The sequence below is a fragment of the Streptosporangium sp. NPDC020145 genome, from assembly GCF_040631275.1.
GTDB lineage: Bacteria > Actinomycetota > Actinomycetes > Streptosporangiales > Streptosporangiaceae > Streptosporangium.
In genome coordinates, this window is record NZ_JBEXZT010000004.1 from 299287 (window position 1) to 324264 (window position 24978).

The 24978-nt window shown below is 69.8% G+C and carries 31 protein-coding genes and 1 tRNA gene; 18 read left to right on the top strand and 14 right to left on the bottom strand.

Annotation, left to right across the window (positions count from 1 at the left end):
• Nucleotides 1–563 precede the first annotated feature (563 nt).
• Both ABZ463_RS09560 and ABZ463_RS09565 read right to left on the bottom strand, forming a co-directional pair.
• Nucleotides 564–1283 carry a GntR family transcriptional regulator gene (locus ABZ463_RS09560; protein ID WP_362774813.1) on the bottom strand — a complete coding sequence of 240 codons (720 nt, stop codon included), beginning with the start codon at nt 1281–1283 and terminating at the stop codon, nt 564–566.
• A 19-nt stretch (nt 1284–1302) separates the two neighbouring features.
• Nucleotides 1303–1821 carry a UTRA domain-containing protein gene (locus ABZ463_RS09565; RefSeq protein ID WP_362774816.1) on the bottom strand — a complete coding sequence of 173 codons (519 nt, stop codon included), beginning with the start codon at nt 1819–1821 and terminating at the stop codon, nt 1303–1305.
• A gap of 218 nt (nt 1822–2039) precedes the next feature.
• Between ABZ463_RS09565 and ABZ463_RS09570 the strand changes: the two genes are divergently transcribed.
• The 17 genes from ABZ463_RS09570 (at nt 2040) to ABZ463_RS09650 (ending at nt 12959) form a co-directional block, all read left to right on the top strand.
• Nucleotides 2040–2267 (top strand): helix-turn-helix domain-containing protein, encoded by a 228-nt coding sequence (locus tag ABZ463_RS09570; protein ID WP_362774819.1) that lies wholly within the window; start codon nt 2040–2042, stop codon nt 2265–2267.
• A 101-nt stretch (nt 2268–2368) separates the two neighbouring features.
• Complete coding sequence (locus ABZ463_RS09575) at nt 2369–2644, top strand: hypothetical protein (protein ID WP_362774822.1); 276 nt, start codon at nt 2369–2371, stop codon at nt 2642–2644.
• A complete protein-coding gene (locus ABZ463_RS09580) occupies nt 2641–2826 on the top strand; it encodes a hypothetical protein (protein WP_362774825.1) in 186 nt (61 codons plus the stop codon). Before ABZ463_RS09575 ends, ABZ463_RS09580 begins: the two co-directional genes overlap by 4 nt.
• Nucleotides 2823–3131 (top strand): hypothetical protein, encoded by a 309-nt coding sequence (locus ABZ463_RS09585; protein ID WP_362774828.1) that lies wholly within the window; start codon nt 2823–2825, stop codon nt 3129–3131. The genes ABZ463_RS09580 and ABZ463_RS09585 overlap by 4 nt, the downstream gene beginning before the upstream one ends.
• Complete coding sequence (locus ABZ463_RS09590; protein WP_362774831.1) at nt 3128–3328, top strand: hypothetical protein; 201 nt, start codon at nt 3128–3130, stop codon at nt 3326–3328. The genes ABZ463_RS09585 and ABZ463_RS09590 overlap by 4 nt, the downstream gene beginning before the upstream one ends.
• A complete protein-coding gene (locus ABZ463_RS09595) occupies nt 3328–3450 on the top strand; it encodes a hypothetical protein (protein ID WP_362774834.1) in 123 nt (40 codons plus the stop codon). Before ABZ463_RS09590 ends, ABZ463_RS09595 begins: the two co-directional genes overlap by 1 nt.
• On the top strand, nt 3450–3623 hold the full coding sequence (locus tag ABZ463_RS09600; RefSeq protein ID WP_362774837.1) for a hypothetical protein: 174 nt from the start codon (nt 3450–3452) through the stop codon (nt 3621–3623). Before ABZ463_RS09595 ends, ABZ463_RS09600 begins: the two co-directional genes overlap by 1 nt.
• 71 nt (nt 3624–3694) lie before the next feature.
• Nucleotides 3695–5191 carry a hypothetical protein gene (locus tag ABZ463_RS09605; RefSeq protein ID WP_362774840.1) on the top strand — a complete coding sequence of 499 codons (1497 nt, stop codon included), beginning with the start codon at nt 3695–3697 and terminating at the stop codon, nt 5189–5191.
• On the top strand, nt 5191–5652 hold the full coding sequence (locus tag ABZ463_RS09610; protein ID WP_362774843.1) for a Pycsar system effector family protein: 462 nt from the start codon (nt 5191–5193) through the stop codon (nt 5650–5652). Before ABZ463_RS09605 ends, ABZ463_RS09610 begins: the two co-directional genes overlap by 1 nt.
• Nucleotides 5649–6122: a hypothetical protein gene (locus ABZ463_RS09615; RefSeq protein ID WP_362774846.1), complete on the top strand. Its 474-nt coding sequence runs from the start codon at nt 5649–5651 to the stop codon at nt 6120–6122. The genes ABZ463_RS09610 and ABZ463_RS09615 overlap by 4 nt, the downstream gene beginning before the upstream one ends.
• Before the next feature lie 14 nt (nt 6123–6136).
• Nucleotides 6137–6352 (top strand): hypothetical protein, encoded by a 216-nt coding sequence (locus ABZ463_RS09620; RefSeq protein ID WP_362774849.1) that lies wholly within the window; start codon nt 6137–6139, stop codon nt 6350–6352.
• Nucleotides 6353–6493: 141 nt separating this feature from the next.
• Complete coding sequence (locus ABZ463_RS09625) at nt 6494–8248, top strand: hypothetical protein (RefSeq protein WP_362774852.1); 1755 nt, start codon at nt 6494–6496, stop codon at nt 8246–8248.
• A 9-nt stretch (nt 8249–8257) separates the two neighbouring features.
• Entirely contained in the window at nt 8258–8671 is a 414-nt protein-coding gene (locus tag ABZ463_RS09630) for a hypothetical protein (RefSeq protein ID WP_362774855.1), read from the top strand.
• 14 nt (nt 8672–8685) lie between these two features.
• Nucleotides 8686–9543: a hypothetical protein gene (locus ABZ463_RS09635; protein WP_362774858.1), complete on the top strand. Its 858-nt coding sequence runs from the start codon at nt 8686–8688 to the stop codon at nt 9541–9543.
• Entirely contained in the window at nt 9540–10985 is a 1446-nt protein-coding gene (locus ABZ463_RS09640; RefSeq protein WP_362774861.1) for a hypothetical protein, read from the top strand. The genes ABZ463_RS09635 and ABZ463_RS09640 overlap by 4 nt, the downstream gene beginning before the upstream one ends.
• A 506-nt stretch (nt 10986–11491) precedes the next feature.
• Nucleotides 11492–12427 (top strand): hypothetical protein, encoded by a 936-nt coding sequence (locus ABZ463_RS09645; RefSeq protein ID WP_362774864.1) that lies wholly within the window; start codon nt 11492–11494, stop codon nt 12425–12427.
• Nucleotides 12428–12779: 352 nt separating this feature from the next.
• Nucleotides 12780–12959 carry a hypothetical protein gene (locus ABZ463_RS09650; protein WP_362774867.1) on the top strand — a complete coding sequence of 60 codons (180 nt, stop codon included), beginning with the start codon at nt 12780–12782 and terminating at the stop codon, nt 12957–12959.
• A gap of 19 nt (nt 12960–12978) precedes the next feature.
• Here the strand turns inward: ABZ463_RS09650 and ABZ463_RS09655 are convergent.
• Nucleotides 12979–13055 (bottom strand) — tRNA-OTHER (locus tag ABZ463_RS09655).
• Nucleotides 13056–13110: 55 nt separating this feature from the next.
• Nucleotides 13111–13302, bottom strand: a complete 192-nt coding sequence (locus tag ABZ463_RS09660) for a hypothetical protein (RefSeq protein WP_362774870.1) — start codon at nt 13300–13302, stop codon at nt 13111–13113.
• Nucleotides 13303–13395: 93 nt separating this feature from the next.
• Here ABZ463_RS09660 and ABZ463_RS09665 point away from each other — a divergent pair, with 93 nt between their 5' ends.
• Nucleotides 13396–13659, top strand: coding sequence for a winged helix-turn-helix domain-containing protein (locus tag ABZ463_RS09665; RefSeq protein ID WP_362774873.1), 264 nt, complete (start codon nt 13396–13398; stop codon nt 13657–13659).
• Nucleotides 13660–13747: 88 nt separating this feature from the next.
• On the opposite strand, the gene ABZ463_RS09670 is transcribed toward ABZ463_RS09665, so the two are convergent.
• The 10 genes from ABZ463_RS09670 to ABZ463_RS09715 form a co-directional block, all read right to left on the bottom strand.
• On the bottom strand, nt 13748–13987 hold the full coding sequence (locus ABZ463_RS09670; protein ID WP_362774876.1) for a holin: 240 nt from the start codon (nt 13985–13987) through the stop codon (nt 13748–13750).
• A gap of 173 nt (nt 13988–14160) precedes the next feature.
• Nucleotides 14161–15153: a peptidoglycan recognition family protein gene (locus ABZ463_RS09675; protein WP_362774879.1), complete on the bottom strand. Its 993-nt coding sequence runs from the start codon at nt 15151–15153 to the stop codon at nt 14161–14163.
• A 10-nt stretch (nt 15154–15163) separates the two neighbouring features.
• Nucleotides 15164–16630: a hypothetical protein gene (locus tag ABZ463_RS09680; protein ID WP_362774882.1), complete on the bottom strand. Its 1467-nt coding sequence runs from the start codon at nt 16628–16630 to the stop codon at nt 15164–15166.
• On the bottom strand, nt 16627–16941 hold the full coding sequence (locus ABZ463_RS09685; protein ID WP_362774885.1) for a hypothetical protein: 315 nt from the start codon (nt 16939–16941) through the stop codon (nt 16627–16629). The genes ABZ463_RS09680 and ABZ463_RS09685 overlap by 4 nt, the downstream gene beginning before the upstream one ends.
• Complete coding sequence (locus ABZ463_RS09690) at nt 16941–17339, bottom strand: hypothetical protein (RefSeq protein WP_362774888.1); 399 nt, start codon at nt 17337–17339, stop codon at nt 16941–16943. The genes ABZ463_RS09685 and ABZ463_RS09690 overlap by 1 nt, the downstream gene beginning before the upstream one ends.
• Nucleotides 17336–17854: a hypothetical protein gene (locus tag ABZ463_RS09695; RefSeq protein WP_362774891.1), complete on the bottom strand. Its 519-nt coding sequence runs from the start codon at nt 17852–17854 to the stop codon at nt 17336–17338. Before ABZ463_RS09695 ends, ABZ463_RS09690 begins: the two co-directional genes overlap by 4 nt.
• Nucleotides 17855–18307: a hypothetical protein gene (locus tag ABZ463_RS09700; protein WP_362774894.1), complete on the bottom strand. Its 453-nt coding sequence runs from the start codon at nt 18305–18307 to the stop codon at nt 17855–17857.
• Entirely contained in the window at nt 18307–20916 is a 2610-nt protein-coding gene (locus tag ABZ463_RS09705) for a LamG-like jellyroll fold domain-containing protein (protein WP_362774897.1), read from the bottom strand. Before ABZ463_RS09705 ends, ABZ463_RS09700 begins: the two co-directional genes overlap by 1 nt.
• Nucleotides 20916–24419, bottom strand: coding sequence for a hypothetical protein (locus ABZ463_RS09710; protein ID WP_362774900.1), 3504 nt, complete (start codon nt 24417–24419; stop codon nt 20916–20918). The genes ABZ463_RS09705 and ABZ463_RS09710 overlap by 1 nt, the downstream gene beginning before the upstream one ends.
• A gap of 1 nt (nt 24420) precedes the next feature.
• On the bottom strand, nt 24421–24867 hold the full coding sequence (locus ABZ463_RS09715; RefSeq protein ID WP_362774903.1) for a hypothetical protein: 447 nt from the start codon (nt 24865–24867) through the stop codon (nt 24421–24423).
• Between the last annotated feature and the right edge of the window lie 111 nt (nt 24868–24978).

Here is a 24978-nt window from a genome sequence, read left to right on the forward strand (position 1 = left end):
TTCCACTTCTCAGCTGATTCCCGCGGGGTTGGCTGCGACCAGGGCCTTCCTCCCCGTTACGGGACGACTGGTCTCCCGGAAAGGAACGAACCGCATGGGGAAGCACGTGCGAGTTGAGCAGGCAGAACAACGCTTCGGTCGACGGCTCTTGACAGGGGTCGCTGTGGCCACAGCGATCTCCTTGGCGGTCGTGGTGACCTGGCTGCTCGGAAGGCGCCAGTCCAGCTAACCGAACGGCTAGCTGGACCGGCACGCGCAAGGCCCCGGTGTCGTTTTTGCCCACGCGCCGGGGCTTCATCCTTTGTGCGCCCCTACGTGCCGCGAAGTGGCACTTCATAAGCTGCGCAGCCCCACCACAGTAGCGCCGCGCGTGCTAGATGGTAGCTATTTCAACACAGCGATCGCAGATCGGACGCAGTACTGGCCGAATAGAAGTCTGCATAAGAGTTGACGGTAGATCTGATGGTGTCCGCGCTGGGACTCAAACGGCCCCGGCCGAAGCCGGGGCAAAAACCCGCGTACACAGGGAGCGCCTCAGGGCGGCGCTGCAATTGAGGAAGGAGCTAGTCCTCCAAGATGACCTGGTGATACTGCAGTTCGTATCGGTGCCCCGGCTTGACGAGGACACTCACCTCAACCGGTCTACGTTCGTCGGAATAGACCACACGGAACTGTCGTAGGACCGAGATTCCATCCGGGATGTTGAGATGCTCGACCTCCTCGGGGGTTGGTCCCCGAGATGAGATGCGGTCGATGAGCTCCCGCTCAGGGAACCCCAGCTCGGCGAGGATGGCAGGAGCGCCACCCCGGATCTTGCCGCGGCCGGTAAGCCGGGTGCCGGCGACGATGCTCAGCGGGTAGTAAGACCAGCAGAGCTCCACGGGGTCGCCGTCGCGCAGCATGAGGCGCTGGCGTAGCACGGCCTGCTCTCCCTGCTCCAGGCCGAGCGCGTGCGCCACGTCCTTCGGAGGGTGGCATTCCTCGACGCGCAGGATCTCGTAGGAGTAGCCGCCAGGCGCAGGCTCGAAGTAGGCGGCCTCGCCGACGACCACCATCTGCTTATCTCGTACGGTGACGCCCTTGCCTTGCTGGCCGATCACCCATCCTTCCTCTTTGAGGATGGCGACCGCGTTGGCGATGGCTGTGCCAGATGTCGCGTACTGCTGCATCAGTGCACGGGTCGATGGGATTTTTTCGCCAGGCGCGAGCGTGCCCGCCATGATCTGCGCGCGGAGGTCCATGGCGATCTGCACGTGTATCGGCCGGGCGTCCTGCTTGGCCACCAGAGGTCCTCTTCTCTATTCACAGGGATAGGGCATAGTGCAGGTGCCTGCCCCGGGCGAGCATGGTCATGGTGCTGGCCTCGACCGGCAGGCCGGCATCGGTTCTCAGGACACGGGACAAGACCAGCACCCATTCGTCACTGGGGAGTTGCAGAAGTTGGCGCTCCTCGTCGTTCGGAGGGCGGGCCGAGATGTCTTCGCCCGCGTGGCGAGGCGTGTATCCGAGCCCAGCCAGGAGTGCGACTGCGCCGCCGAGCACTTTCTGCGGTTCGGCCAAGCGGGTTCCGCGAGCGATGCTCGCCGGGTAGTAGGAGTCGGTCAGCTCAACCGGCTGGCTGTTGAGCAGCATGGTCCGGCGGCGGACGATCGCGGTTTCTCCTGGCTGAAGGTTGAGCATCGCGGCGACGTCGGCCGACGGTTCCAACTCGGTGACCTCACGGAGTAGCTGGGTGCCCGTTTGACCATGCTGGGCGGCCTCCTGCGCCCATGCGTCAGGGCCGCCTGCTCGCGGTTGCACATAGGGGGCGGAGACGCTCACCCACCTTGTCTCATCTGCCATGACCTGCCCGTTTTGTGATTGATGTCCATCTTCCTGCTGTCTCACCTTACCGGGGAAGCGATGCAGCTCCCTGGCAATCGTGGGGCCAGATTCTTGTTCGCAATCCGTTGCGCTTCTCCGGAGAAGCAGTACAGTCATGTCTGTGCCTGGGGAGCTCCCTGAGCGAAGAGCTACACGCCGATCTGGAGGTGAATTCTGTGCAGAAGGAGAATTGCCCCCTGCTGACCTTGATGCAGGCAGCGACCATGCTCGGCGTTTCCCGCATGACCGTCGACCGGGCGGTCAAGGCTGGCGAAATCCCGAGCGTGAAGTTCCGTCGGACTTACAAGGTCCCCCGGAACTTCGTCGAGCGGCTGATCAACGTCGTCGAGTCTGGCGAGAGCGTCGTGGTTGAGGAGTACGCCGCGGCTTGGAAGGCGCGCTGATGACTCGACCCCACTCACAACGCAAGCGGGCCCGCCGGTGTGGCTGCACCGGACGGGCCCTGATCAACCTGCCCACCTCGTAAAGACAGGAAAGGAAGACCATGAACGAGCGTATCGCGACCGGGAGGTGCCAGTCCTGGTGCACCGACCACGCGAACGGCACCCCGTCCCACCAGCCCCCGGCCCCTGAGGACCAGCTCTGCCGGACCCGCCTCAGGGGGGCGTACGGCGAGCTTGTCACGACCTACAGCCCCGTTGAGGGAACGTCGATTCACACCTGGAATGCCTGCGACGAGCTCACCCCCGCCGACGCTGAGCAACTGGCCTACGCGCTGCTGTCGGCGGTGGCTTCGGCCCGTACGGCGGTGGCCGCGTGAAGCCGCAGCAGAGGCAGGCCGCCGCCGACCGGGCCTTCGCCGAGAAGACCACCACCTTCACCAAGACCCTCACCAAGGCCATGGCCACCCCACCGCAGCCCCAGCCCGAGGTCGCCACCACCAGCTGCACCTCCTCGACCTGCAGCACCTGCGCCTCCTGCAAGAAGGGGAGGAAGAGGTGACCGAGAAGACCTGCCCGCCGTGGTGCGCTGGCCACTCGGACGGCCTGCCCGGCCACCGCAGCGCCCCCACTCAGCTGACGGCCCCCGACGGCGACGGCATCCTCACCATCTCCGTCTACAGCTCCGCCTACAGCCGCCCCATGGTCGGCATCGTCGGCTCCAGCAGCCACGGAGCGTCCAGCACCATCCTGCGTCCGGACGACGTCGCCGAACTCGGGAGGGCCCTGATCGACAGCCGCTGCGCCACCGAGCTCGGCCAGGCGCTCGTCGACGCCGCGGCCCTGCTCGCTGGGGAGGCGTCGTGAGTTCCCCCGAGCCGGTGGTGGTCCCGCCCCTCGACGTCACCGCCATGGACCGGGCCGCCCTGGCCGACCACATCGACGACTGCATCCACTGCGGGAGCGACGACCCGGGCGTGCAGGCCGAAGCGCGAGACGAGACCTTTCCCTTCGACGAGGTCCGCGACTACGTGGCGGGCATCCACCCCCCTCTTGAGGCGTGATGTCCGACGACCAGGACCTGAAGGAGCGGCTCGCGCAGCTCAACGCCTGGCAGTCCGCCACGGCGAAGCCCACCCCCACGCAGACCGACGACCAGAACGACGACGCCGAGGAGAGTGCCTGATGAAGAAGACCATCCGGTGGAACACGCCCGGCGGCGCCCAGGTGGTCTGGGAGGCGCCCCCCAGGGGCCAGTACGGCTCCTACACGTGCGGTGGGTGCGGCAAGAAGGACGGCTACAGCGAGCCCGACCACGCCCAGGACCACGCCCTCGGCTGCCACGCCCTCCCGGACTGACGTCGATCCCGGGCCGTGACGAGCTCACGGCCTGGGATCGATCCCGTCCCTGTTACCCCAGGAGAAGGACTGTGCCGAACCTTACTGATCTTGCCGAAGGCATCCCGCCGCTGGTGCTGTGGGGTGTGCCCGGCGCCCTGGCCGTCGTGATCGTCCTGTACGGCCTGTGGCACCTCAAGCGCGGCCTCACCCGCCGCCCGCTGGAGGACATCCTCACGGTCGTGGCCGCCGGAGTGGCCACCGGCGTTTCCGCTCAGGGCATGTGGCGCTTCTCCGGCGACGTGCTCGGCTTCGACGGCCCGCTGCAGCTGCTGCTGTTCGCGTTCATCGAGGTCGCCATGATGACCAGCGCGGTCCGGGCCCGCCGCAACATGCGCGAGTCCGCCGAACGCGCGAAGACCGACCCGCTGGTGACGCCGTCCGCCGGCGCCGACGGGGTGGCGGTGTGGGTCCTCACCGGCCTGTCGGCGTCGCTGTCCAGCATGGACGCCCGCAGCCTCGCCGAGGCCGTCTTCCGCCTGGCCGCCCCGCTGGTCGCCGCCTGGCTGTGGGAGCGCGGCATGGCGGTCGAGCGGCGCCGGATCAGCGGATTCGCCGGGATCAACTGGCGCCTCACCCCCGAGCGGGTGCTGGTCCGCGTCGGCCTGGCCGAGGCCCGCGACCGCACCGCCAGCGAGGTCGACGCGCACCGGCGCCTCACCCGCGTCGCCCTGGCCGCCAAGCGCGCCCGCGCCCTGCGCGAGACCGGGGCCTCCGACCGGAAGGTGCGCGGCGCGCTCGCCAAGCTCGACAAGGCCCTCGACCGGGCCGTCGAGCACACCGGCCTGGCCCGCGACCACCTCATGCAGACCGCGCTGCTCGACCAGATCACCACCCTGTACGGCGGCGCCAGCCTGCTCGAACTGCCCGACGCCGCCCCGTGGAAGACCCTCGACCACCCGGCCATCACCAACCAGGCGCGGCACAGCGAGGCCCTGGAGCTGGCCGCCGCGCTTGAGCGCAACACCGCCGCCCGGCTCCACGGCAGTCCGCGACCGGTCGCGACCGGCGACCAGTCGGCGACCACCGTCGCAACCGGTCGCGGCCTCGACGGCGACCACCTCGACGAGCGGGACCAGACGCTGCCGCCGTCGCCGGAAGGACGCTCATGGCTGGCCTCGCTCACGCCGTGGTCGCGACCGGTCGCCCCCGAGCTTCGCGACCGGGACCCCGAGCCTGCCCCGGTCGCCGAGGCGGTCGCCGAGGAGGGGGTGGTCGCGACCGGTCGCGATGGTGGTCGCGACCGGAAAAAGCCCTCTGAGCAGGACCGCAAGCGGGCGGTGCGCTTCTACCTCGCCCGCGCGAAGAAGCTGAACCCGCCGTCGAAGCGGACCCTCGCCGAGTGGACCGGATTCAGCGAGACGTGGGCGCTCGACCGGATCAAGGAAGGCCGCCAGATCATGATCGATGAAGGGTGGACGTTCGACGAGGACGGCACCCCGACCCCGCCCGACGACGACGCGCGACCGGTCGCGACCACCCCCTCCCTGGCGACCGTGAACGGCTCCGGTCCGGCGGGCGGTGAGTGATGGATCTGCCCCGAGAGATCGCCGCCGTGCGCGGGGAACTCGCCCGCGCCGACGCCAAGGCCGCCACCCTCGCCGGGCTCGTCGGCACCGCGGTGAGCATCGCCGGCGGGCTGGCGGCCGTCAGCGCCACCCGCCTGCCCATGTCCGCCCAGATCGCGCTCTGGGCCACGATCACCCTGCTGGCCGCCGCGCTGCTCACCCTGCTGCTGTCCATCCGGCCGTCCCTGCCCCGCCCCGGGGCCGGGTTCGGCTGGGTCGCCCACGCCTACGCCACCCCGGAAGCCCTGGCCGCCGTCGCCGGGCTCGACACCGGGCGGACGCAGTACGCCGAGCTGATCGGTCTGGCTCGGCTCGCCCGCACCAAGTACGTCCGCATCCGTACGGCGGTGGACCTGCTGCTGACAGCGCTCGGCACCGCCGTACCGACAACCATCCTGATCATCACCGGAGGTGCGTCATGAGCGAGTGGCGAGGAGAGATGCTGGCCACCCCCGAGATGATGGAGGCTTTCGCCCGCCAGCTGCGGAAGTCCCTCGCGGACCAGGCCGAATGGCTGGCCCGGATCCGCCGTGACGCCGAGGCGATGTGGGCCGCCAACCCCCCGAAGGGCTACGGCTCGTTCGAGGCCTGGTGGCGGCAGAAGTGGGTGGCGGGCCCGTTCGGCAAGATCCAGGAGCACATCGAGGCCGCCGGAGCGCTGACGTTCGCCCTGGAGGCCCGGTACCGGCAGGGCCGCCACGAGATCCCGGCCGCCCGCCAGGCCGCGGCCGAGGCCAAGCAGGCCCAGCAGCAGGCGCTCACCCGTGGTGCGGCGCCCGCTGCTCGGCAGCCGGCGCCGAGGGCCGAACCCCGCGCCCCCGCACCCGCCTCCTCGCCTTCCGAGCCCACGGACTTCATGGGCCTGATCCAGCGTCGTGACCGATCCGCCTGACCTGAGAGGGGACCATGAGCCAGCGCCCGATGAACTCCGCTGAACGGCGTGCCTACAACCAGAGGCGGCACGCCGAGCAGCGCCAGGAGCTGGTGGCCGACCGCGGCCCGCAGGGGATCGCCGAGCTCTGGTGGGACCAGGCTCGGAAGGTGGCCCGCGACCGCGGCGAGGAGGCGTGGGCCGACCTCGCCCGGACGCTCAGCAACTACTGCCAGCGTCACAGCGAGTAGTCATGCCCGACGTCAGTTCTTCATCATCATCACGCCGTGGGGCCTTCGCGCGCGCATTATGCGCGCTCGCGAGCGCGCGAGCGCACGCGCGCGCGAGGGTACGGCCCACCGTCACTATCCGTCAACACTGGAAGGAGCGTCATGGACAGCGGTGACGACGCCACCGTCGTGAGCTTCCGGCCCCGGACGGCAGGCGCCGTACCGCCTCCGCCGCCCCCGCCGTTACCTCCCGCCCCTCGCCCCCAGCCCCCGGCCGCACTCTCCCCGGCCCCTCCCGCGCCTGCCGTCGACGAGGTCACCACCGCCCTGCCGAGCCTCCCGGCGCCCGCGAACATGCGGCCCCCGCTGCCCGAGCTTCCCGCGCCACACGGGCCGCTGCCCGTGCCCGTCGACGAGGACCAGGGCGACGGAGACGGCGAGCTCGTCCTGCCGGAACCAGAGGACCCGAACGCGCCGACCATGCGGGAGACGCTCGCTGTCGCCCTCGCCCTACTGACTGCCCTGGGTGTAGCTGCGGCTCGGTCCGTGTGGCAGCGCGCCCAGGATCGTCAGGCGCGCACCGAGCGGGCCCGTGGCGGTGCGGGCAAGACGTCCGGGAGTGGGGACGGTGTTGGCTCCGGCGGTGGGCGGACGAAGAGGAACGGCGGAGGGTCGAGCCCGTCCCTCTTGCGCTCCCCGGGCGGCACCTCCCCGAAGAAGCCCTCAGCCTCTGGCGGTCCGAAAGGGCGTGGCGGAGGCGGCAAGCCGCCCGGGGGAGGAAAGGGCCCCGGCGGGTCGCGGAAGGGGCGCCCCGACGGTAAGGGCGGACCGGGCAAGGCGGCCCCGAAGGCCGGGCGGGACGGCAAGCGGAAGGACGGGGGGCACCCGGGGCGCAAGAAGGACGGCGCGGACAAGGGCGGTCTCGGAAAGCGGATGCGCCGCGGCATCGAGAAGCTCAAGCGCCCCCGGGATGCCGACAAGACGCCGGACTCGAAGAAGCCCAGCAGTCCCCGAGGCCGCAAGCTGACCTGGAAGGCCCCGAAGAAGGGGTCCGAGGACGGCGGCCGTAAGCGGTGGAAGAACCGTGGCAAGGACGACGGCGGCGGCAAGAGCGGCCCGGAGAACAAGAAGCGCAAGCGCAGCGGCCGGTGGAAGCGCTGGAAGAAGGCCACTCCGGCTGCCGCCCCGACCGTCGAGACGCCGGCCGCCGACGAGACCGGTCAGGAACAGGAGCAGGGGGAGGCGACGGACGCGGGGACCTCATCAGCCCCGCCTCCTCCGGGGTTCGGTTTCAGCGGCATGAGGCCACCGCCCGGGGCGACCCAGGAGACGACGTGGACGGCCGAGCAGATCTTCCCGGACCCGCCGCCCCCACCACCCCGGCACGATCCGCAGCCCGTCACTGGGGCGCCTCCGATGGGACGGCCCGCACTGGGAGCGGCCCCTCCAGCCGAAGTCGCAGACGACCCCGAACCGCCGCCCGCGCAGCAGGAAGGACCACCCGTGAGCACACTGGCCAAGACGGCCCCGTACACCTCCGGAGGGGAGGTGGACCTGACCGTCTACGACGTCATCGAGGCTGATGAGGACGCCGCCGCTGAGATCATCGACGGCGTCGCCGACGCCCTGGCCGCCGCGGACGGCTGCGAGCAGCTCAGGACCCGCCTGGAGGTCCTGCACGCGAAGGTCATCGACCTGAAGGTGCCCGGAAGCCTTGAGGCCGACGTGCTGGGGCTCATGGAACTCACCGACACGATCCGAAGCGCGGCCCAGGCCATTGCGTCCACTCTTCCCGCCGCGGCGGAGGCGATCTCCGTCGCAGGGGCGAACGCCGCCGCCCGCCATAAGCAGCTGGCCGACGTGACCCGCGACATGGGCCACGCCCGCCCGGCCGAGCGCGAATACCACGACGAGTAGGAGAACCCTGTGGAACTGGAACGGAACGAGACCAGCGCGACTGTCGGCGTGCTGGACGTGGTGGCCTACGGCATCGTCGTGCTGCAGCTGGCGCTGGCCGGGGCCAAGCTGCGCAGACTCGGCGATCAGGTGCGCTCCGCGTACTCCTACGTGGAGGGCTGTTCGGCCTCCGTCGACCGGCTGGCCGACGCGATGGCCGCGCTGGACGTCGACCCCGACACCGTCAGCGAGCATCGGGAGGCCGCCGCCGTCATGCGGCGCGCTCTCGCCGAGGCGGAGCGGATGGCCGCCGTAGCTGAGGACCTTGCGCTTGGCTTCGCCAACGCCTCCGCCACGCACGAGGCCGAGTACGGGCCCGTGGCGGAGGCCGCCCGTGCGATGCCGGTCCCGATGGCCGATGCCCGCTTCTACGGCAACCGCTGACGAAGGAGATGATGATGACTTTCCCGCCCTTACTGAAGGTGGCTGTAGAGGTCCCGGCGTGGCCCGCGGTGGATCGGGCCCGCTGGCGTCTGGCCGCCCTGCAGGACGCCACCGGCCGGGCCGCGACCGTGGCCGGCGCCGGACTGGCCGGGGCAGGGCTGTTGGCCGACCAGGCCGTCACCGGCCCGTGCCTCGTCGCGACCGCCGCGGCGACCCTGGCGGGGCTGGTGACCCTGCGGGCCTGGCGCCCCGTAGGGCACCAGCGGGCCACCGCGTCCGTGCTGTACCTGATGCCCGGCGCGGGCCTGGCCGTCCTGTTGGCCGCCGAGCGGATCGTGTCCGGCCCGCACTGGGGTGAGGCGCTCGCGCTGGCCGCCTGGACAGTCTGGACGTGGGTGATCCGCCCGGCCCAGCTCGCCCGCCGCATGCTCGCCCCGCCGCCCGCGCCGGTCGTCCTGGCCGACGAGGATGAGGTGGAGGAGCCGCTCGACCGCCATCCGGCCGCCCGGTGGTGGGCGGTGAACGTGGCCGTCGACGGCGGCCCCGGGACCGGCACCGCCCTGGAGGGCATCGAGCTCACCGGGGAGCGGGCGATGCGGGCGATGATCCGCTCGACGGTCCCGGGCGAGCCGGTGCCGGACATCTCCGTACGCCGTCTGTCCGCGCTCATGGACATCCCCGAGGAGGACATCGCGATCACGTCGGTTCCGGGCCGGGGCGCCGGCGTGCGGCTCCTCACCGTCGGCCAGGCCGACGAGGTCCTGGACGCCCGCGCCATCTGGGCCGCGCGCATCGCCCCGCTGGCGATGCCCGGCTCGGTGATCACTGAGATCAACCTCGGCCCCGTGATGAACGGAGAGATCGACGCATGAGCACCACCACCGCCGTCCCGGACAACCGGATCGTGGAGCTGATGGTGGAGGTCCCGGCCGGTCAGGTCGTCCGCTATGACCTGGCGGCCTTGGCCAGCGCTCTCAACATCGCCGACCCTGGGCGGATCGCCGTCGAGACCGACGGGGGCCGGCACGCACTCGTCACGGTCTACCCGTCCAACCCGCTGGCGGTGATGCCGCCGCCGAGTCCGGCGGACATGCTCATGGACCGGCATGGCCGGATCGTGATGGGCCGCTACCACAACGGTCGGCCCGCCCGCAGGAGGCTGTTCGACCCGCGGACCGGTTCCGCTCAGCGGGCGCTCGTCTTCGGCACGACCGGCGCGGGCAAGAGCCGTACCGTCCAGTACCTGCTGGCGTGCGAGAAGCGCAACCGGGTCGTCAGCCTGTTCGCCGACCTGAAGGGCGGCCAGTCCGCCCCGGAGGCGGCCGGGCAGGTCGACTGGCGCGCCACCTCCCAAGAAGAGGCCATCCTGATGCTCAGGGCGGCCGTCGCCGTCGCCAAGGAGCGCCAGCTCCGATACTCCCGCCTGGGCCGGACCGCCTTCCTCATCGGCGACCCCGATCCGTTGCTCTCGGTGCGGATCGACGAGGCGAACAGGTTGCTGGAGAGGGGCGCCCCGTACCGGGAGGAAGCCACCTTCCTCATCAAGGAGCTCGGCCGTACGGGCCGCTCCGTCGGCGTCGGCGTGGAACTCGACGCACAGGCCTCCCACCTGGAGGAGCTCGGCGGGTCCGACACGCTGCGCGCGATGTTGAAGGAAGGGGAAGTCACCTTGTTGCGCTGGTCATCGTCGATGATGCGCCAGCTGGTGGCGGACGGCCTGTTGCCTGCAGGCGCGCAGCTGGCGCCGATCCCCAAGTCCATCCAGCCCCGTATCCTGCGCAGCCAGTTCGCCGAGGACGCCGGTGACGATGACGACTTCTGCGACACCCAGGGGATGGCCTACCTACTGTCCAGCCCTCACCCGACGTCGCTGATGAGGCACTTCAGGATCGGGTCCATCGCCCCCACGCCGGGCCTGGACCCGGAGATCCTCGCCCTGTACGGCGACGGCGACCCCGCACAGCTGGAACAGACCTCATGGGAGGCAGCCGGTGAGGCGTACGCCTCCCGCCACGACCCGGACGCCATGGCCGCCCTGTGCCAAGCCGTCGCGGAGGAACAGGAGAAGAAGGCCGCAGCGGCGCCCGCCGCCACAGGTGGGTCGGGCCGCAAGAGCGCGGCGCGCCTGGAAGACCGCGTCCTGGCCGCCATGGAGGCCGCTGAAGATGCGATGACCGCCGACGAGGTCCTGGCGGCCGTTCTCGCCGACGGCGGCAAGGAGGTCAAGCGCGGCTCGGTCTGTAACACCCTCGGCCTGCTCGCCGACCGCGGCGACGTCGACCGGCTGGAGCGCGGCCTGTACGCCCCCGCCTGACCATCACTCATCTCTGAAAGGCCGGCCAATGAACAACCAGGACGACGAGGTCGACTACCCCGAGGGCTACTGCTGGGTATGCGCCGAGGACGGGCACACCGCCGGTGAGGGCTGCGCGACCCAGGCAGGCATGTGGTGACCATGACCGATGACGCGAATACCCGTCGCATGCCAGAGCTGCTCAACTTCCAGCCCTGTTGAGAATCGACCCTCTGATGGCCAACCCGATCACTCGCCAGTCGCCCTTGCGGAATGACTTCCGACGAATTTTCCGGTCTCCGAGGCGCGCCCCGCAGACGACCAAATGATTGCCTCACTGTGGCCTTGTGATCAGCGAAGATTTGATCGCGAGCGGGTAAGGAACCGGTTGGGTTAGACGGAACGGGGCGCCGCCGGTTAATGCGCTGCGTCGCCTTTCAGGCAACAACGTCGCACCCAGAAGTATCAGACATGACACACATTCGTCGCAAGCCGCACTTGGCCACCATTCTTAGAGAGGCGATCTCATGGTCGACCCCCACGCTGAGGCCCCATCCCAGACTCGGACGCTCTACTTCGCAGACCCTGGCTACGCAGTGCCAAAGCTCATTTCAGGAGAAGGCTTCCCTCTAGAGTCAAATTTGTGGACCATGCCGATTTTAACGGGACTCCAATTTCTCCTCACTGAAGCCGGCAACGCCAAGTCGGAATTCAAGAAGGCGAAGGTCGAGGACCTTGAAATACTAGTTCCCGGAAGGGGTCCTCAGGTCTCGGGTTCCAAGTATCCCCTGGATCGGGACGAGGCCATGGTTCATATCATGAAGACGCGCACACCATATCCCGCATATAACATATTCGGCCAAATGACCATGATTCCTTATCAGAAGATCCCCGTGGTCTTCGCCGGACGACGTGAGATCCGCTACCCGTGCGTTAATTCCACTCACAGCAGCATGGGCCCACTGTCCAACTCCTACACCGTCACTGAGTCGATCAGTAAGACGCACAGTGAAACCTCAGGGTGGTCGGTCGGGGGAAAGGTAGGGGTAAAGATCTCCAAACCTGGCGGAGGAGACGCTAGCGGAGAGGTGTCGTACACCTACAGCCAGAGCTCCACCAATAGCACTACCTGGTTGACGGGTAGCTCGGAAACTTCAAACATGACTGTCGAGAAGAATCAGTGGGGCCGAATCGACGTATTCGCGGCCGGTGGATACTACAACGGATACGTCTTCTTCGACGTGAGCAAGTACTACAACTCCGAGCACAATAAATACATCTACCCGGCGAACTCTATTTATCCCTGCCTCGTATTCAACAAGCCCTATCTCGGCTTGGATCGAAACCTGTTTTTTGTTAAGTCTCCGAACGCCCCCCACCCCACCATCTGGCTCCCTCGCCTGTGGAAGGACGGGGAAATCGCTCCCAGTACGGACTTCCCCTACACCGGCATCGAGCCATGATTCCGGGAACCCCGAGTGCGGGGTGGCGGCCGGACGGTCCGCGAGCAGGTGGCCCGGCGACGATCCACCTCCAGGCCGAGCGTGTGGACGGCGACCGCACCCCCGCCCGGCGCCGTGCAACCGCCCGCCGCGCCCTATCGCGCAGTGATGACCACCCCCGAGTATGACGACCACGCGCCGTCAGAGAAGCCCTGGATCCCTCCCGTCGAGGACCTCGACGTTGACGACCCGCTGGACTTCTACGACCTGTGACCCGCCTGCCTTGACGAACAAGCGGCGCCCCTGTCCTCCTGGGCGGAGGCGTCTTGCTGTCCGCCTGCGCACGATCATCCCGCCGGGCGACCATGAGCACGTGGACAACTTCGACCGGCTGATCGCCGCCCTCGCCGACCTCGCCGACCTCGACCGGCGCGGTGCGCGGGCCCGGCTCTGCCTCGCCGCAGGCGGGACGCAGGAGGAGGTGGACGCCATCATGCAGGGCGAGGAGACCTCATCGGGTCAGCTGACATCGCCGCCGGGGCTGGGTTCGTAGACGGTCCGCCCGAGCCCACAGCTCTCGGCCGGATTCGAACCGGCGCTGACGAGTCCCGAAGGCGCTCGACCGTCCTGGGCCGCTGGACCACGAGAGTTGCACGCCACTATGGCACCTTCGCTCTCATATCGGGAGAAGGGCCTATCCCGGCTCAGTCCCGGATCTCCCGGATGTACTGCCGGAACGCCTCAACCAGGAACCACCTGCGGGCTTCCTCCAAGTCGATGCCCACCCACTGGGCCATCCCAACGGGCCTGCCCGCGATCCTGAAGTCGTTCGCGCGCCCTTCGTCGAGCGCGGTCCGGGCCTCTGCAAGGAGGCGCGCGTACTCGTTGAAGGCCATGGCGCGAGCGTATGACGCGGTGTAGAGCGGTGTACAGCGGTAGACCGCTACCTACACATCTGTGCAGCTCAAGGCAGTTCTAGCGTGAGCTGTATGACTGCTGTTCCGCCGTTCGAGCCAGGTCCCGCGCAGTACGTCTACGCGGCCCTGGCCGACCACATCGCCCGCAGGATCGAGGCCGGCGACCTGAACCCAGGTGCCCGCCTTCCGGGAGAACGTGACCTGGCCGAGGAGTACGGCGTCGCTCTCGGCACCGTACGGCGCGCGGTCGAGGAGCTGCGGGAGCGCGGGCTGGTGGTGACGCTGCCAGCGAAGGGCACGTACGTAGCGCAGCCCGCCCCGGCCGCCGAGGAGTAGCCCGGACAGCACGAAACCGCCCCCGCCATAGGCGGGGGCGGTGTGCGTTCGAGCCCTCTCATGAGGGCGGAGAACTACAGCGGCTGGATCATCTGCCGGTGGTGAACCCCGCCGTCTGCGGGTCACCGGTCGAGCCCGCGGCCACCGAGGTCAGCATGCTGACCACCGCCGCCATACCCGCCACCGAGGCCACTGCGGCCCAATCGACATCGAGCAGCCCGAGCTGCCCTACGCCCAGGGTGGCCAGGGCGCTGGAGGACGCGGCCCGGACCATTCGCTCGATGGTGTCGGCCCAGTACGCCGTAGTCAGCAGTCGTCTCGCCATCATCGTGGACTCCTCATCTGAGGTTGAAAAAGAGGAACCTGCCAGCCACGCAGAGGCCACAGGGGCACGGAAGGACTGGTCAGCGGGGGGCGGCATATTCGCCGGTATGAAATCGGGCCGCTGGTCGTGCCCGGTGGCGGCTATTAGGTAGGCGAGGATCGCGCCCTCGACCACGGTCAGGCGTAGGGGTGCAGGATCGCCTTGAACGCGCTGGCGGTCTCCAGCGTCACCGGACCGGTCGAGGTGTGCCGGATGGTCACCCGGCCCCTGGCCGTCGCGTCCAGCTTGAAGTGACCGCCGAGGCCGGTCTCCACCCGCCCGTCGACGTCGGCGTGAACGGACAGGAGCCTGCCGATGGGCCACGCGATGTCCACCAGGCTGCCGTCGGGCTGGTGCCGGGTCAGCCCCAGCTCGACCCGCTCACCCGGGACCAGACCTCGCAGCGCGACGTGGGCGACGACGTCGGCCCAGACGTCCCTGCTCGGCGCGATCGACTGGCCGCCGGCCGGGTGCCAGCCTGCGGTGTCTCGCCATTCCAGGTCCCACCACGGCTGATAGTCCTTCGACGGCGGGACGATGACCTCGGCAGACAGGCCGAGTGAGACGATCTCGGGCATGGTCTCCTCCTCAGGAGCAGGTGGCGGTGGGGTGGACGGTTCGGCGGAAGGGCGAGGAGCCCCCGCGCGAACCCAGTCGTACAGCGCGTCTCCCGGGCAGTCGGTCGAGTAGCCGTCCCGGTGGCCCTTGATCTCGCGGCCGGCGCCGCCGTGTTCGCGGAGGTAGTCGATCGCATCGAGGATGCCCAGCAGCATGTCGTTGGGCGGCTGGACCAGGCCGGAGTTGCCGACCAGGCCGAGCACGGCGTAGTGGGCGGAGTTGAGGCCGGGGCCGTTGGCGGCGGGTAGGTGGCCGGGGCCGCGGCCGACGAACACCTTGCGGTGCGGGCAGGCGATCATCGAGTAGCCGATGTCGATCCAGCCGTTGCCGTCCATGTGGCCGTTCTGGATACCGCGGACTGCGGAGACGCACCGGGCGTGGTCGTCCAGGACGCGCGGGTCCACGTGGCCGCCGGTGTAGTGGATCTTCACACCTCGGGTCGAGGTGAGAGCGCCGTAGGCGCCGCGCGGCGCGCGGGCACCCCACGCGGACCGGCTGACAAGGTCGATCATGGGACTCCTCTCAGGAGATGCCGACGAGCGGCACGTAACTGGTCGGCGTGCCGTACGACGTTGGATCGAACGGCCCGGGCAGCGAGGTGGCGCCGGCGTACATCGCCCGCCGTGCGGTGACGCCGGACCCGATGGCGAACCAGGAGGCATGGCCGTCGTTGGCCCCGACCGGGTAGGGGATGTTCACTCCGCTCATGCCGCCCGCGATGATCCCCACGTAGACCCATCGCCCGGCACCTTGCGCTGCGATGGTGCCGCCGGCCAGGGCACGGCCGCGCCATCCGGAGGCGGTCCACAGCGTCGAGTCATTCGGCGTGGCGTCGACCGGGACTCCGGCCCCGGTGTACAGACCGAGTTGGTTCGGTGTTGAGCTGCCGCTGTAGGTTCCCCCGTCGCGGACCGCGCACCACAGGGATGTGATGGGGGTGCCGGCGGGGACCCAGACGCGGGCGAGGAAGACGGTGTTGCCGCCCAGGCTGGAGACGTTGAGGAAGGAGAGCGGGTCGCCCGAGGCGGCCAAGAGCCCATAGCCGCTCAGCGGGAACGCCTGATCCATGCCACCAGGAGCGGGGGTGGCCCACTTCACCCCATCGGGTTGGCCGGAGTCCGCTGTGAGTACCTGGCCGTTGGCACCGACCGCGCGGCGCGAGACCACGCCCGAGGCGGTGGCCACGAGGAGATCGCCCGCCGCCGTCACCGTGCTCTTCTGTACGGCGCCGAGGATGCGCGTGTCGTTGAGGGGGGCGTAGGCGGCGTCGCCCTCCGCGCTGAGCAGGTACTGCGGGTGCGGATCCGACGCACCCGTGTGGGCGCTCACGGCGCCTGAGGCGGTCCCGGCCGGATCGTAGGTGCCCGAGTGGGCGTGCCCTGCCGTGGCCGCGCCGATCGCTCCCGGGGTGGGGAGCGCCGGGGTGCCGTGGGTGTGGTCGCCCCGGCTGTAGGCGGTCGCCGCCCCAGCTGCTGCGGACTGCCCGTAGGAGGTCTCGGTGACCACCGTGGTCGACGGCGTGCCCCCTCCGCCTCCACCTCCGGCGCGGTCGGCGACGTACTGCTGGCTCGCGGCCGGCGAGTCGTCATCGAGGACCAGGGCGCCGTTCAGGGTGCCGCCGGTCAGCGGCAGGTAGCCGATCAGCTGCTCGACGGCCGTTCCAGGCAGCGTGACGCGCAGCGAGCCCACCCATGCTGGGCCCGAGCTGGGCACGCTGATGTAGTAGCTGGCCGACACGCCGGTCTGGACCCGCTCGGTCACCTGGTACAGCGTCGGCCCGCGCGGGCTCGTGATGTCCGCGGTCGGGGTGAGTTCCACCGACCACGACCCGTCAGCGGCTACCGGCGCGGTGACGAGGCCGAGCACCTCGGCCGCCCCGGCGAAACCTGGTACGGCACGCCCGGCCTGGTCGACGAGCACGACCGTCACAGACGCGCCGCGCGGATGAGTGCCCGCCGCGGTGGTGACGGTGCCGGTGACAGTCGTCACGAACCCTCCTCAGGGACGGTGATGGGCACGAGCCCGGCGTCGGTGATCTGCCGGGTCAGGTAGGCGACCTGGCGCTGCAGCGCGCGGATCTGCTCGGCCTGGCGGGCGATCTCGGCCTGCATCCGGGCCTGGACGCTGATGTCGAACTCGGTGGCGCGCCGGTAGGCGCCGTCCTCGGCGGCCAGGCGGGCCAGGCGGGCGTCTTCTTCGGCCTTGTCCTGACGGGCCAGGCGGGCCTGCCGGGCGGTGTAGGCCATGCTGACGATGCCGAACCCGCCGCCGATCACGGCCACCACGATGGCCGGATCCATCACCGCTCCCGGGGCGGGTCTGGCCAGCGGGAGATGCGCAGCACCAGGCCCGCCATGACGATCTGGATGATGCACGCCCAGTAGCCCTGCGGGATCGCGCTCCGGAGGCCGCCGACGAGGTAGAGCACCGCCCAGGTGACCAGCACACCGGCGGTCAGGGCGAAGGCGTGCCAGTCGGTCACCGTGAACGCCTGGGCGGCGCACAAGACCGTGCAGGCGGCCCAGGGGATCGCCAGGACCGGCAGGGGTGCGATGGAGGCCAGGTAGGCCGTGGTGGGTGTGACAGGAGGCGCCAGTGTCAGCCGGGCGACCTGGCCGCCGCTCCACAGCGCCAGGAACAGCAGCACCGACCCGCGGAACGCTACCCGTCGCTCGATAGCGCGCAGCCGCCGGATCACTTCGAGATCCAATGGCCGCCGAACCGGGGGCCGCCCTTCGTCGTGTTGGTGTTCAGCGTGCCGCCGCTGTTTTGCCAGACGTACAGCTCGACGTAGTCGCCCACGGCCAGGTAGACCCGCCCGGTGGTGGTCAGGCCGGTGAAGCCCGCAGCCAGGCCCGGGATCGAACTGGGATAGGTCTCGGTGGTGCCGTTGAGTAGGATCGTGAGCTCCCGCTTGCCGGTCCCGTTGGAGACGAACCCGACGGCACCGGACACCAGGTAGTAGCCCGCGGTCTGCGAGGTGTACCGGGAGGTGTTGCTGCTGGTGGAGTGGCCGTTGTCCCGGTCGACGATCTCGGTGTCGAACGGCATCACCGCCTGCGTCGAGCTCGCCGGGGCGATGATCCCCGAGTGGGTGAGCTCCCACAACGGCGGGCTGAGCAGGAAGTTCAACGCGTCGCGGATGTCGGCGTTCAGCTTGGCCGCGGTCACGATCTCGCCGACGACCCAGGTCCGCGGAGACGGGACGATCATCTACAGCGCTCCGATCGTGCGGCACGGCTTGCACATCCGCTCGTGCTGCCCGGCCTCGTACAGCGGGACGTCGATCGCACAGGGCCAAGTCGCAAGCTCGCTCGGCAGGCTGGCCACGTTGATCTCGATGCGCTGACGGGAGATCGGCCACACCAGGGCACAGGTCTGCCCCGTCGCGCCGTTCGCGCAGCTGGTGCACCAGAACCGCGACTCGGCGCGCGGCACGGCGTGGGAGGCGCCGCACCGCCACGGGCAGTCGGCGATCCACCGGGCGCAGTCCACCCGCGCCCACGCCGTACCGGACTCGGGCGCGTCCCCTTCCGGGCGGGGGACGACCGGCACGCCGAGCTGGTCGCGCCGCGCCTCCAGGTAGTCCAGATACGCCTCCAGCGAGCTGACGCCGAACATCTCGTCGGCGTACTGGATCGCGCTCCGGCGTGCGGGCGTGGGCATCACCATCCGAGGACCCCCGGTCCATCCAGGACCCCGTAGACGGGGTCGTCCAGCTTGAAGAAGAAGGGATCCAGAGGGGCCAGCGACAGCTGCACCTTCCACTCGCCGCCCTCGGGATCCACTCGGTGGGAGACGCCGAGCACCTCGAAGGTGCCGCTGATCAGCACGCCTCCGATCGGCCGTCGATTGACGGTGACGACGTCGCCGCACTCGATCCCCAGCGCGGTCGCCCAGATGGCCGGGTTGCCGGCCGGGTCGAGGGTGATGGTCTGGATGCGCTGCTCGGGCTGGCGGTAGCGGTAGAGCAGGTAGTTGGCGGTGTCGGCGACGGCGAGCTGGTCGTCGAGGTGGGTGGTGCGTGCGAGGGTCCGTCGGCCGCGCTGCGTGATGCTGGCCTGGTCGTCCACGGTGGCCGTGAAGCCGTAGTGGGCCTGGGTCACCGTGATGTCGTTGGAGACGCGCGCCGGGTCCCGGTCCACCGTGATGTCGTCGAGGTAGGGGATTTCCCCGAGGTCGGGCCGGTCGCCGAGGGTGTACTGCGCTGCCCGGTTGTAGCGGTAGACCTTCGACGTGAAGCACACGTAGCCCAGGCCGTCGATGAACAGCGAGCCGCCGTCCGAGGCCGCGATCTCCTCGACCGCGCTCGCGACGTCTTGGCCCTCGATGCCGCTGGCGGGCACCATGGTGACGCCCGAACCGGTGTAGGACAGCGACCGGGGGCCTCCCCACCCGGCGATCGCCAGGAGCTTGTTGATGCGCCAGTCGGTGGCGTCCCCCTGGTTGGCGGACATCGCCGACCAGTAGTGGGCGACGATCCGGCCGTACGGCAGGCGCCGAGGGTAGATCGCGATGTGCGCCAGGGCCCCGTTGACGCAGCGCCCCGTGAACGTTTCGTCGGCCTGGCCGCCCCACGACACCCACGTGATCGTGGCGGGGAGCGGGCTGCCGGAGCTCGCGACCTGCTGCGCGTTGATGTACAGGCGCCACCCGCCGGTGGAGGCGAAGGTCAGCGCGTAGTGCTTCCACGAGTTGTCGGCCGGGCTGGCGGTGGAGGACACATCCGTGGAGGCGTGGCTGACGGGGTCGTACTCGCGGACCTTCAGCACCCCGGTCAGGGTGTCGACGAACACGATGATCGTGGAGAGCCCGGCGCGTCCGACGAACAGGACGGCCGTCGGCTGCGGCTGGACCGTCTCCAGCCGCGCCCAGAACTCCACCGTCCACCCGGCGGCCACGTCGGGCAGGGTCGGTACGCCGGTGGGGCCGTACTTCAGGCAGAACCCGTTGGTGTTCTGCAGGGTCGTGAGCCCGGACTGCGTCCACACGGTGGCGTTGGAGCTGCCGGCGAGCGCCTCCTGCGACGCGCCGAAGTCCGCCGTCGCATTGCCCGCGCCGTACTTTCCGAGCGTCTCCACCAGAGGGGCGCTGTTGTTCCGGGCCAGGTTCGACGCCGTGGTGGATCCTGCCGGGTCGGCGCAGGGCCAGTACCCGTACGGGTCATCGAGCAGGATCTCTCCCGCCGCGATGTTCGGCAGCTCGGTCGTCAGCGTGGCCCAGGCGTCGGTCGCGACCGCGTTCACCTCACCCCAGTGGGCGTCGCGCCAGGTCTGCGGGAACCGCTCGAAGGTGTGGTGCAACACCGGGTAGGTGCGCCCCTGCCAGGTGGCCAGCACCCTCACCGGGGTGCCGTCGACCAGGTTCGGCCAGTACGGCGAACTCGTGTTGGCCGGGTTCAGGGCGCCGTCGTCGTTGCGCAGCCGCATCTCGGTTTCCCCAGCCTGCAGGGCGCCGAGCTCGAACTGCCGACCCCGGGAGGTACTGAAGGCCAGCAGGCGCCCGGTCAAGGCGGTCCAGGTGATCTGGTCGCGGGGCGTCTGGGCGCCGGACCCGAACCCGGCCTCGAACGTCACCACCGGCCAGTTCGGGTTCGGCTGGGAGGGCGCCGCCGCGGCGGTGAGCACGGTCACCCCGACCGCGGTGATGTTCGCCGTCGCGGAGGTGGTGTAGGTGACGCTGACGCTGCCGGTGGTGGTCTGGTAGCGCGGCAGCAGCCTCGTGTCCGAGGTGGTGTCCACGCCGTTCGTCCCGGACACCGCGGTTCCGCTGGTCCACCCAACGGTCGCCGAGGCGAGGGCCGCCGTCGCGTTGTCCGATCCGCCAGCCACGATGGCCAGGGCCTGCGACGGCGGGGCGGCTAGGGTGAGGCTCGCCGAGGTGCCCGCGACGGTTGTGGTCTTGCGGTCGGCGACGCTCAGGTAGTTGCCCAGCCCGGAGTGCTCCATCACGTTGATCGACAGGCCGGTGACGTAGTCGGTCGGTGCGACGTAGACCCGGGAGGCTGCGCGGGCGTTCGGCGCCGCCCAGATCGCCACCCCGCCGCCTGCGCCGGACACGCGGGCGAGTGGCACCCACCAGTTGTGGGCGTCGTCCCCGACGCTCACAGTCGGGGTGGTCTGCGCACCGGCCCCGGCGTGCCACGACACCGTGCACACCAGCCAGTTGCCCGCGACGTTGGCGACCGTGACCTGCCGGGTGGTGATCGTCGGGTCCGGGATCGTGAACCCCGCGGCGAGCGCGTAGGAGTCGGTCCACTGGTTGACCAGGACCATCAGCGACCCGCCAGGGACAGGCCGTTGCTGGTGTTGCGCCGGTTGCGCTGCAGCGCCTGACGCTGAACGACCTGGAACAGATCTCGCTCAGCCCACACCGACCCGGCGACGTGCACGTGGATGATCTGCTGCACCACGGCGCCGCGGCCCGTCAGGGGCACGCTGGACGCCCGCATGACCGGGCGAGGCGCTCCGGCCGTACGGCTGAGGCGGACGGCCATCGCCTGCGAGGCGGTATCGAGCACCCCCAGGTTGCCGGACATGCCCGCCGCGACGCCGGCCACGGTCATGGCGCCCGCCTGCCGGATCGCCGGAAGCTGGCTGGGGGACTTGATGTGCAGGGCCTTCTTGATCGACGCAGCCATGTGCTTGGCCAGCTTGTCCATGCTCTTGTCCAGGGACTTGATCTCGCCTTCGAGCCCGGTCAGGAAGCCTTTCCCGGCCATCTTCCCGGCGTCGTAGAGCATGTCCGCGCTGCTGCGCCCGAGGGAGCGGGAGGTCTTGTCGATCTGCGCCTGGACGGCGTTGATGTCCTTGAAGACCCCCGAGTCCGCCGACAGCAGCATCTGGCCGTACTTCAGGCCGTCCTCCGGACCCATGTCCATGACCTGCCGCAGCAGGGACTTGGACAGGCCCCGCTTGCCCAGGGCCTTCAGGACGTTGGCGTACCGGGTCAGGCCGGACAGCTTCATCTGCAGGCCCTGACGGACCTGCGCGCCCGATGTCGGGCCGTCCAGACTCGACAGGCCGGCGAAGCTCCGCGCGTTCGAGGTCATCTCGGTGGCGTACTGCTTGCCCGCCGCGAGCGCCTTGGTCGCCGCGTCCCGCCGTACCGACAACGCCTCCAGGCGGGAGCTGTTGCGATCCAGGTAGGCGATCAGCTTGTTGTCCAGCGTGGTCCGCTTCCCGGCGAACAGCTTCGCCACCGCCTTCTCCAGGCGCCGATCCATGGAGGCGATCTCCGACTTGCTGCCGGTCATGGCCTTCATGAAGTCCTTGCCCAGCTGCAGGCCAAGGCTGCGCCACTGCGCGGTGCTCACATCCACGCCCCCGACCCGCGTCACCTTCCCGCCCCGGGCGTAGCCGACCAGCCCGCCCTCGGCGTACCGGTCAGCGTTGATCGCCTCCAGCAGCCCGCGGTGACGCGCGGTGGACCTGGCGTTGACGACGTACTCGCCATCGGACAGCCGGGCCACGATGGAGTCCGACGTGCCCGTTCCCGGACCACGGATCAGGCCGCCGTCGGCTTGAGGCGGGTGGACGTAGAACTTCCCCATGTTCGCGCCGCTGGTGGCCACGTTGACTGTGATCGTGCGGCCGTTCCAGGTCGACACCAGTGTCTGGATCGCCGAGGTCGCCTGTGAGGTGTTGGCCCGGATCAGGATCGTCTTGCCGTTCGGCAGCACCCGGACCCGGTTGCCGAGGCGATCGACGATCGTGGTCGCCGACTTCGTCCGGCTGATCGTGCCGCCCATGGAGGCGATCAGCCCGTTCAGCGCGGCCTGCCCCGTCCGGCTGCCCTGGGCCAGGCGCAGCAGGGAGGGCAGCTGCTCGCGCAGCGCCCGATCGTTCAGGCTCACCGACTTCTTCGCCGCGACCTGCGCGCTGATCCACTGGCCGATCGGCCCGAGCTGCGCCTCCAACGCCTTGCTGCGATCCAGCGTGCTGGCCTTGGAGTCCTTCAGGACCTTGTTGCTGGCCGCGAGCGCGTCCGTCATCCGGTTGGTGGCGCTCAAGACGTTCAAGGCGGGGTTGAAGTAGGCGTCCAGGGCTGCGGAGACGGCGTTGACCTGGTCCTTCAGGGTGAGTGCCTTGTTGCCCGCGTCGGCCCACGCCTGGGCGACCACGGCGGTCGGGTTGCGGGCCATCTCGACGGCCTGGCGGTAGCGGTCGAACTTCCCCGCGACGCTCGCGGTGATCTGCCCGTTGTCGAGGATGCCGCGGGAAAGGTTCACGCCGACGGCGTCCGCCAGGGAGATGGCCTGATCCCGGGTCAGGCCGTACTTCTTGCCCAGGGCGTCGGCGCCTTGGACCGTGTTGGTGATCTGCGTGTTCGTCTCGGCCAGCGCCACCCGCAGTTGGCTCTGCTCATGCCCCAGACGCTGCATCTCCGCCGAGGCCGTCGGGTACTTGCTGACCACGCCGGTGATGGCCTTGCCGTGCTGCGCCATGTAGGTGGTGCTCGCCGCGAGCGAGGCGTTGAGCTTGTTCTGCAGCGCACCGGCCAGCGCCTGGTAGCCGATGACGTTGTTGCCGGCCGCCCTGTTGGCCACCGTCAGAGACGCGACCAGCTTGTCCGTGGAGGTCTGCGCGGACAAGGCCCTCAGAGCGAAGTAGCCGATGGCCACCCCAGCGGCCATGTAGAGGTTCGGCCCGGCGGCGGTGGCGAGGTTCAGCAGCTTGGTGGCCTTGCTCGCCCCGGTGGCGCCGGACATCGCCGTCTTGTACTTCGTGCCGACCTTCCCCAGGCCCTCGGCCATGCCGGTCAGCGGACCCCGCAGACCGATACCGAGGACGGCGAGCTGGGCCAACTCCGGCGACAGGTCCGACAATCCGGCGGTCAGGTCGGCCACCATGCCGACCACCCCGAGACCCGCCCCGGCCAGCGGGGCCAGCGACTCGGTCAGCGACATCGCCAGGTGCGTGGCCGAGTCGAAGGTCTCGCCGAGCGCCCCTATCGCGGGAGCGGCCTCGGCCTCGATGAAGGAGAAGAACTGATCGGCCCGATCGGAGGTGAGGGTGTTGCCCAGCTGGTTCCCCAAGTCCACCAGCGCCGTGGACATCGACCGCGTGAGAGGCTCCAGCCTTGGCATGATCCGGGAGGCCTCGGCGAGCGCGTTGTTGTAGACGCGCAGCACGTCCGGCTCGACGGCCTTGGCCAGGTCCTGGTAGTCGTCGACCAGCATCCGCGTGGAGGCTGAGGAGACCTTCTGCTGGCGTGACAGGCTGCTCCAGTTCTCGGCCATCTTCTCCTGCGACTCGACGACCTTCTTGATCGTCGGGAACGCGGTAGCCCCGAACGCCGCAGCCCCGGCACCCGCGACGATGAAGGCTGGCGCGATGGCGGCGCCCGCAGCGGCGAGCACGGCGAGCTCGTTGCGCATCAGGGCCGCGCTCTTGGTCGCCTGCGCCCCGTCGGCGGCCTGCTTGCGATGCGCCTTGGCGATCTTCTCCGAAGCTTCGGCGGCGGCGATGGCAGCGGCGGCCTCGGTGAGCTCGGCGCGCTCCAGCTCCTTGACCGCGCGGGCCGCCAGCTTGGCCGCCTCGTCCTCCTTCATGAAGCCCTTGGCGGCCTTCTCCGCCGCCTCGGCCGCGACCCGCCCGGCGACCGCGGCCCGCTCCCCGGCCTCCTTGGCCGCCAGGCCCATCCGGCGGGCGGACAGGGCCGCCTTGCTGGCGTCGCGGTCGAACTTCTTGGCCGCGTCGACGGCCTTGTCGGTGCCGCGGACAAACGGGTCGGCGTCGGCGATGTAGCGGGCTACGGCGGGGGGCAGCTCCGTCATCTCAGCTCAGCCCCACTTTCTCGGCGAACGCCTTATGCGCCAGCTGCTCCAGTTGGCCGGAGGCGATGAGCCGGGTATGGGACGGGGCGACGTACGGCCGCGGCGGCAGGTAGCTGGCGTGCCCCCGGCCGGCCCACCCGCCGAGCTCGTGGATGCGGCTGTAGACGATGGTGGGCGCCGTGTGTGCCTCCCACCGGGCCGCACCCGTCTGCCGGGGCTTGCGGGCCTTCACTGACCGTCTGAGATCTCCAGAGACCAGCGCGGGCGGCGACCCGGGCGGCGACGGCGTAGGTGTTCCTTGCGGGTGGCTGTAGGTCCGCAGAACCTGCTTGATCTCCCGCTCGCTGGCCAGTGCCATCACCTGCGCCGCCGCCCGAGCCCCCTCAGAGGCCCGATCACCGAACCCCTGCAGCGCGACGATCAGAGCCCCGGCGTCCACGTCACCCACGGCCCCTCCTCATCTCGTCCAGCACGCCCCCGATGGGAAGCAGCCACGGTTCGACCGTGGCGGGCAGGTCGTCGACCTGGGCGGGCGTCCAGCCGTACCGCTCGGCGTACA

Coding starts and splice junctions, on each gene's coding strand:
- ABZ463_RS09685 (WP_362774885.1), bottom strand. CDS start 16,941: ATGGATCCGGCCATCGTGGTGGCCGTGATCGGCGGCGGGTTCGGCATC.
- ABZ463_RS09700 (WP_362774894.1), bottom strand. CDS start 18,307: ATGCCCACGCCCGCACGCCGGAGCGCGATCCAGTACGCCGACGAGATG.
- ABZ463_RS09635 (WP_362774858.1), top strand. CDS start 8,686: ATGACTTTCCCGCCCTTACTGAAGGTGGCTGTAGAGGTCCCGGCGTGG.
- ABZ463_RS09620 (WP_362774849.1), top strand. CDS start 6,137: ATGAGCCAGCGCCCGATGAACTCCGCTGAACGGCGTGCCTACAACCAG.
- ABZ463_RS09575 (WP_362774822.1), top strand. CDS start 2,369: ATGAACGAGCGTATCGCGACCGGGAGGTGCCAGTCCTGGTGCACCGAC.
- ABZ463_RS09600 (WP_362774837.1), top strand. CDS start 3,450: ATGAAGAAGACCATCCGGTGGAACACGCCCGGCGGCGCCCAGGTGGTC.
- ABZ463_RS09645 (WP_362774864.1), top strand. CDS start 11,492: ATGGTCGACCCCCACGCTGAGGCCCCATCCCAGACTCGGACGCTCTAC.
- ABZ463_RS09660 (WP_362774870.1), bottom strand. CDS start 13,302: ATGGCCTTCAACGAGTACGCGCGCCTCCTTGCAGAGGCCCGGACCGCG.
- ABZ463_RS09705 (WP_362774897.1), bottom strand. CDS start 20,916: ATGGTCCTGGTCAACCAGTGGACCGACTCCTACGCGCTCGCCGCGGGG.
- ABZ463_RS09675 (WP_362774879.1), bottom strand. CDS start 15,153: ATGATCGACCTTGTCAGCCGGTCCGCGTGGGGTGCCCGCGCGCCGCGC.
- ABZ463_RS09665 (WP_362774873.1), top strand. CDS start 13,396: ATGACTGCTGTTCCGCCGTTCGAGCCAGGTCCCGCGCAGTACGTCTAC.
- ABZ463_RS09695 (WP_362774891.1), bottom strand. CDS start 17,854: ATGATCGTCCCGTCTCCGCGGACCTGGGTCGTCGGCGAGATCGTGACC.
- ABZ463_RS09615 (WP_362774846.1), top strand. CDS start 5,649: ATGAGCGAGTGGCGAGGAGAGATGCTGGCCACCCCCGAGATGATGGAG.
- ABZ463_RS09670 (WP_362774876.1), bottom strand. CDS start 13,987: ATGATGGCGAGACGACTGCTGACTACGGCGTACTGGGCCGACACCATC.
- ABZ463_RS09595 (WP_362774834.1), top strand. CDS start 3,328: ATGTCCGACGACCAGGACCTGAAGGAGCGGCTCGCGCAGCTCAACGCC.
- ABZ463_RS09625 (WP_362774852.1), top strand. CDS start 6,494: ATGGACAGCGGTGACGACGCCACCGTCGTGAGCTTCCGGCCCCGGACG.
- ABZ463_RS09640 (WP_362774861.1), top strand. CDS start 9,540: ATGAGCACCACCACCGCCGTCCCGGACAACCGGATCGTGGAGCTGATG.
- ABZ463_RS09610 (WP_362774843.1), top strand. CDS start 5,191: ATGGATCTGCCCCGAGAGATCGCCGCCGTGCGCGGGGAACTCGCCCGC.
- ABZ463_RS09710 (WP_362774900.1), bottom strand. CDS start 24,419: ATGACGGAGCTGCCCCCCGCCGTAGCCCGCTACATCGCCGACGCCGAC.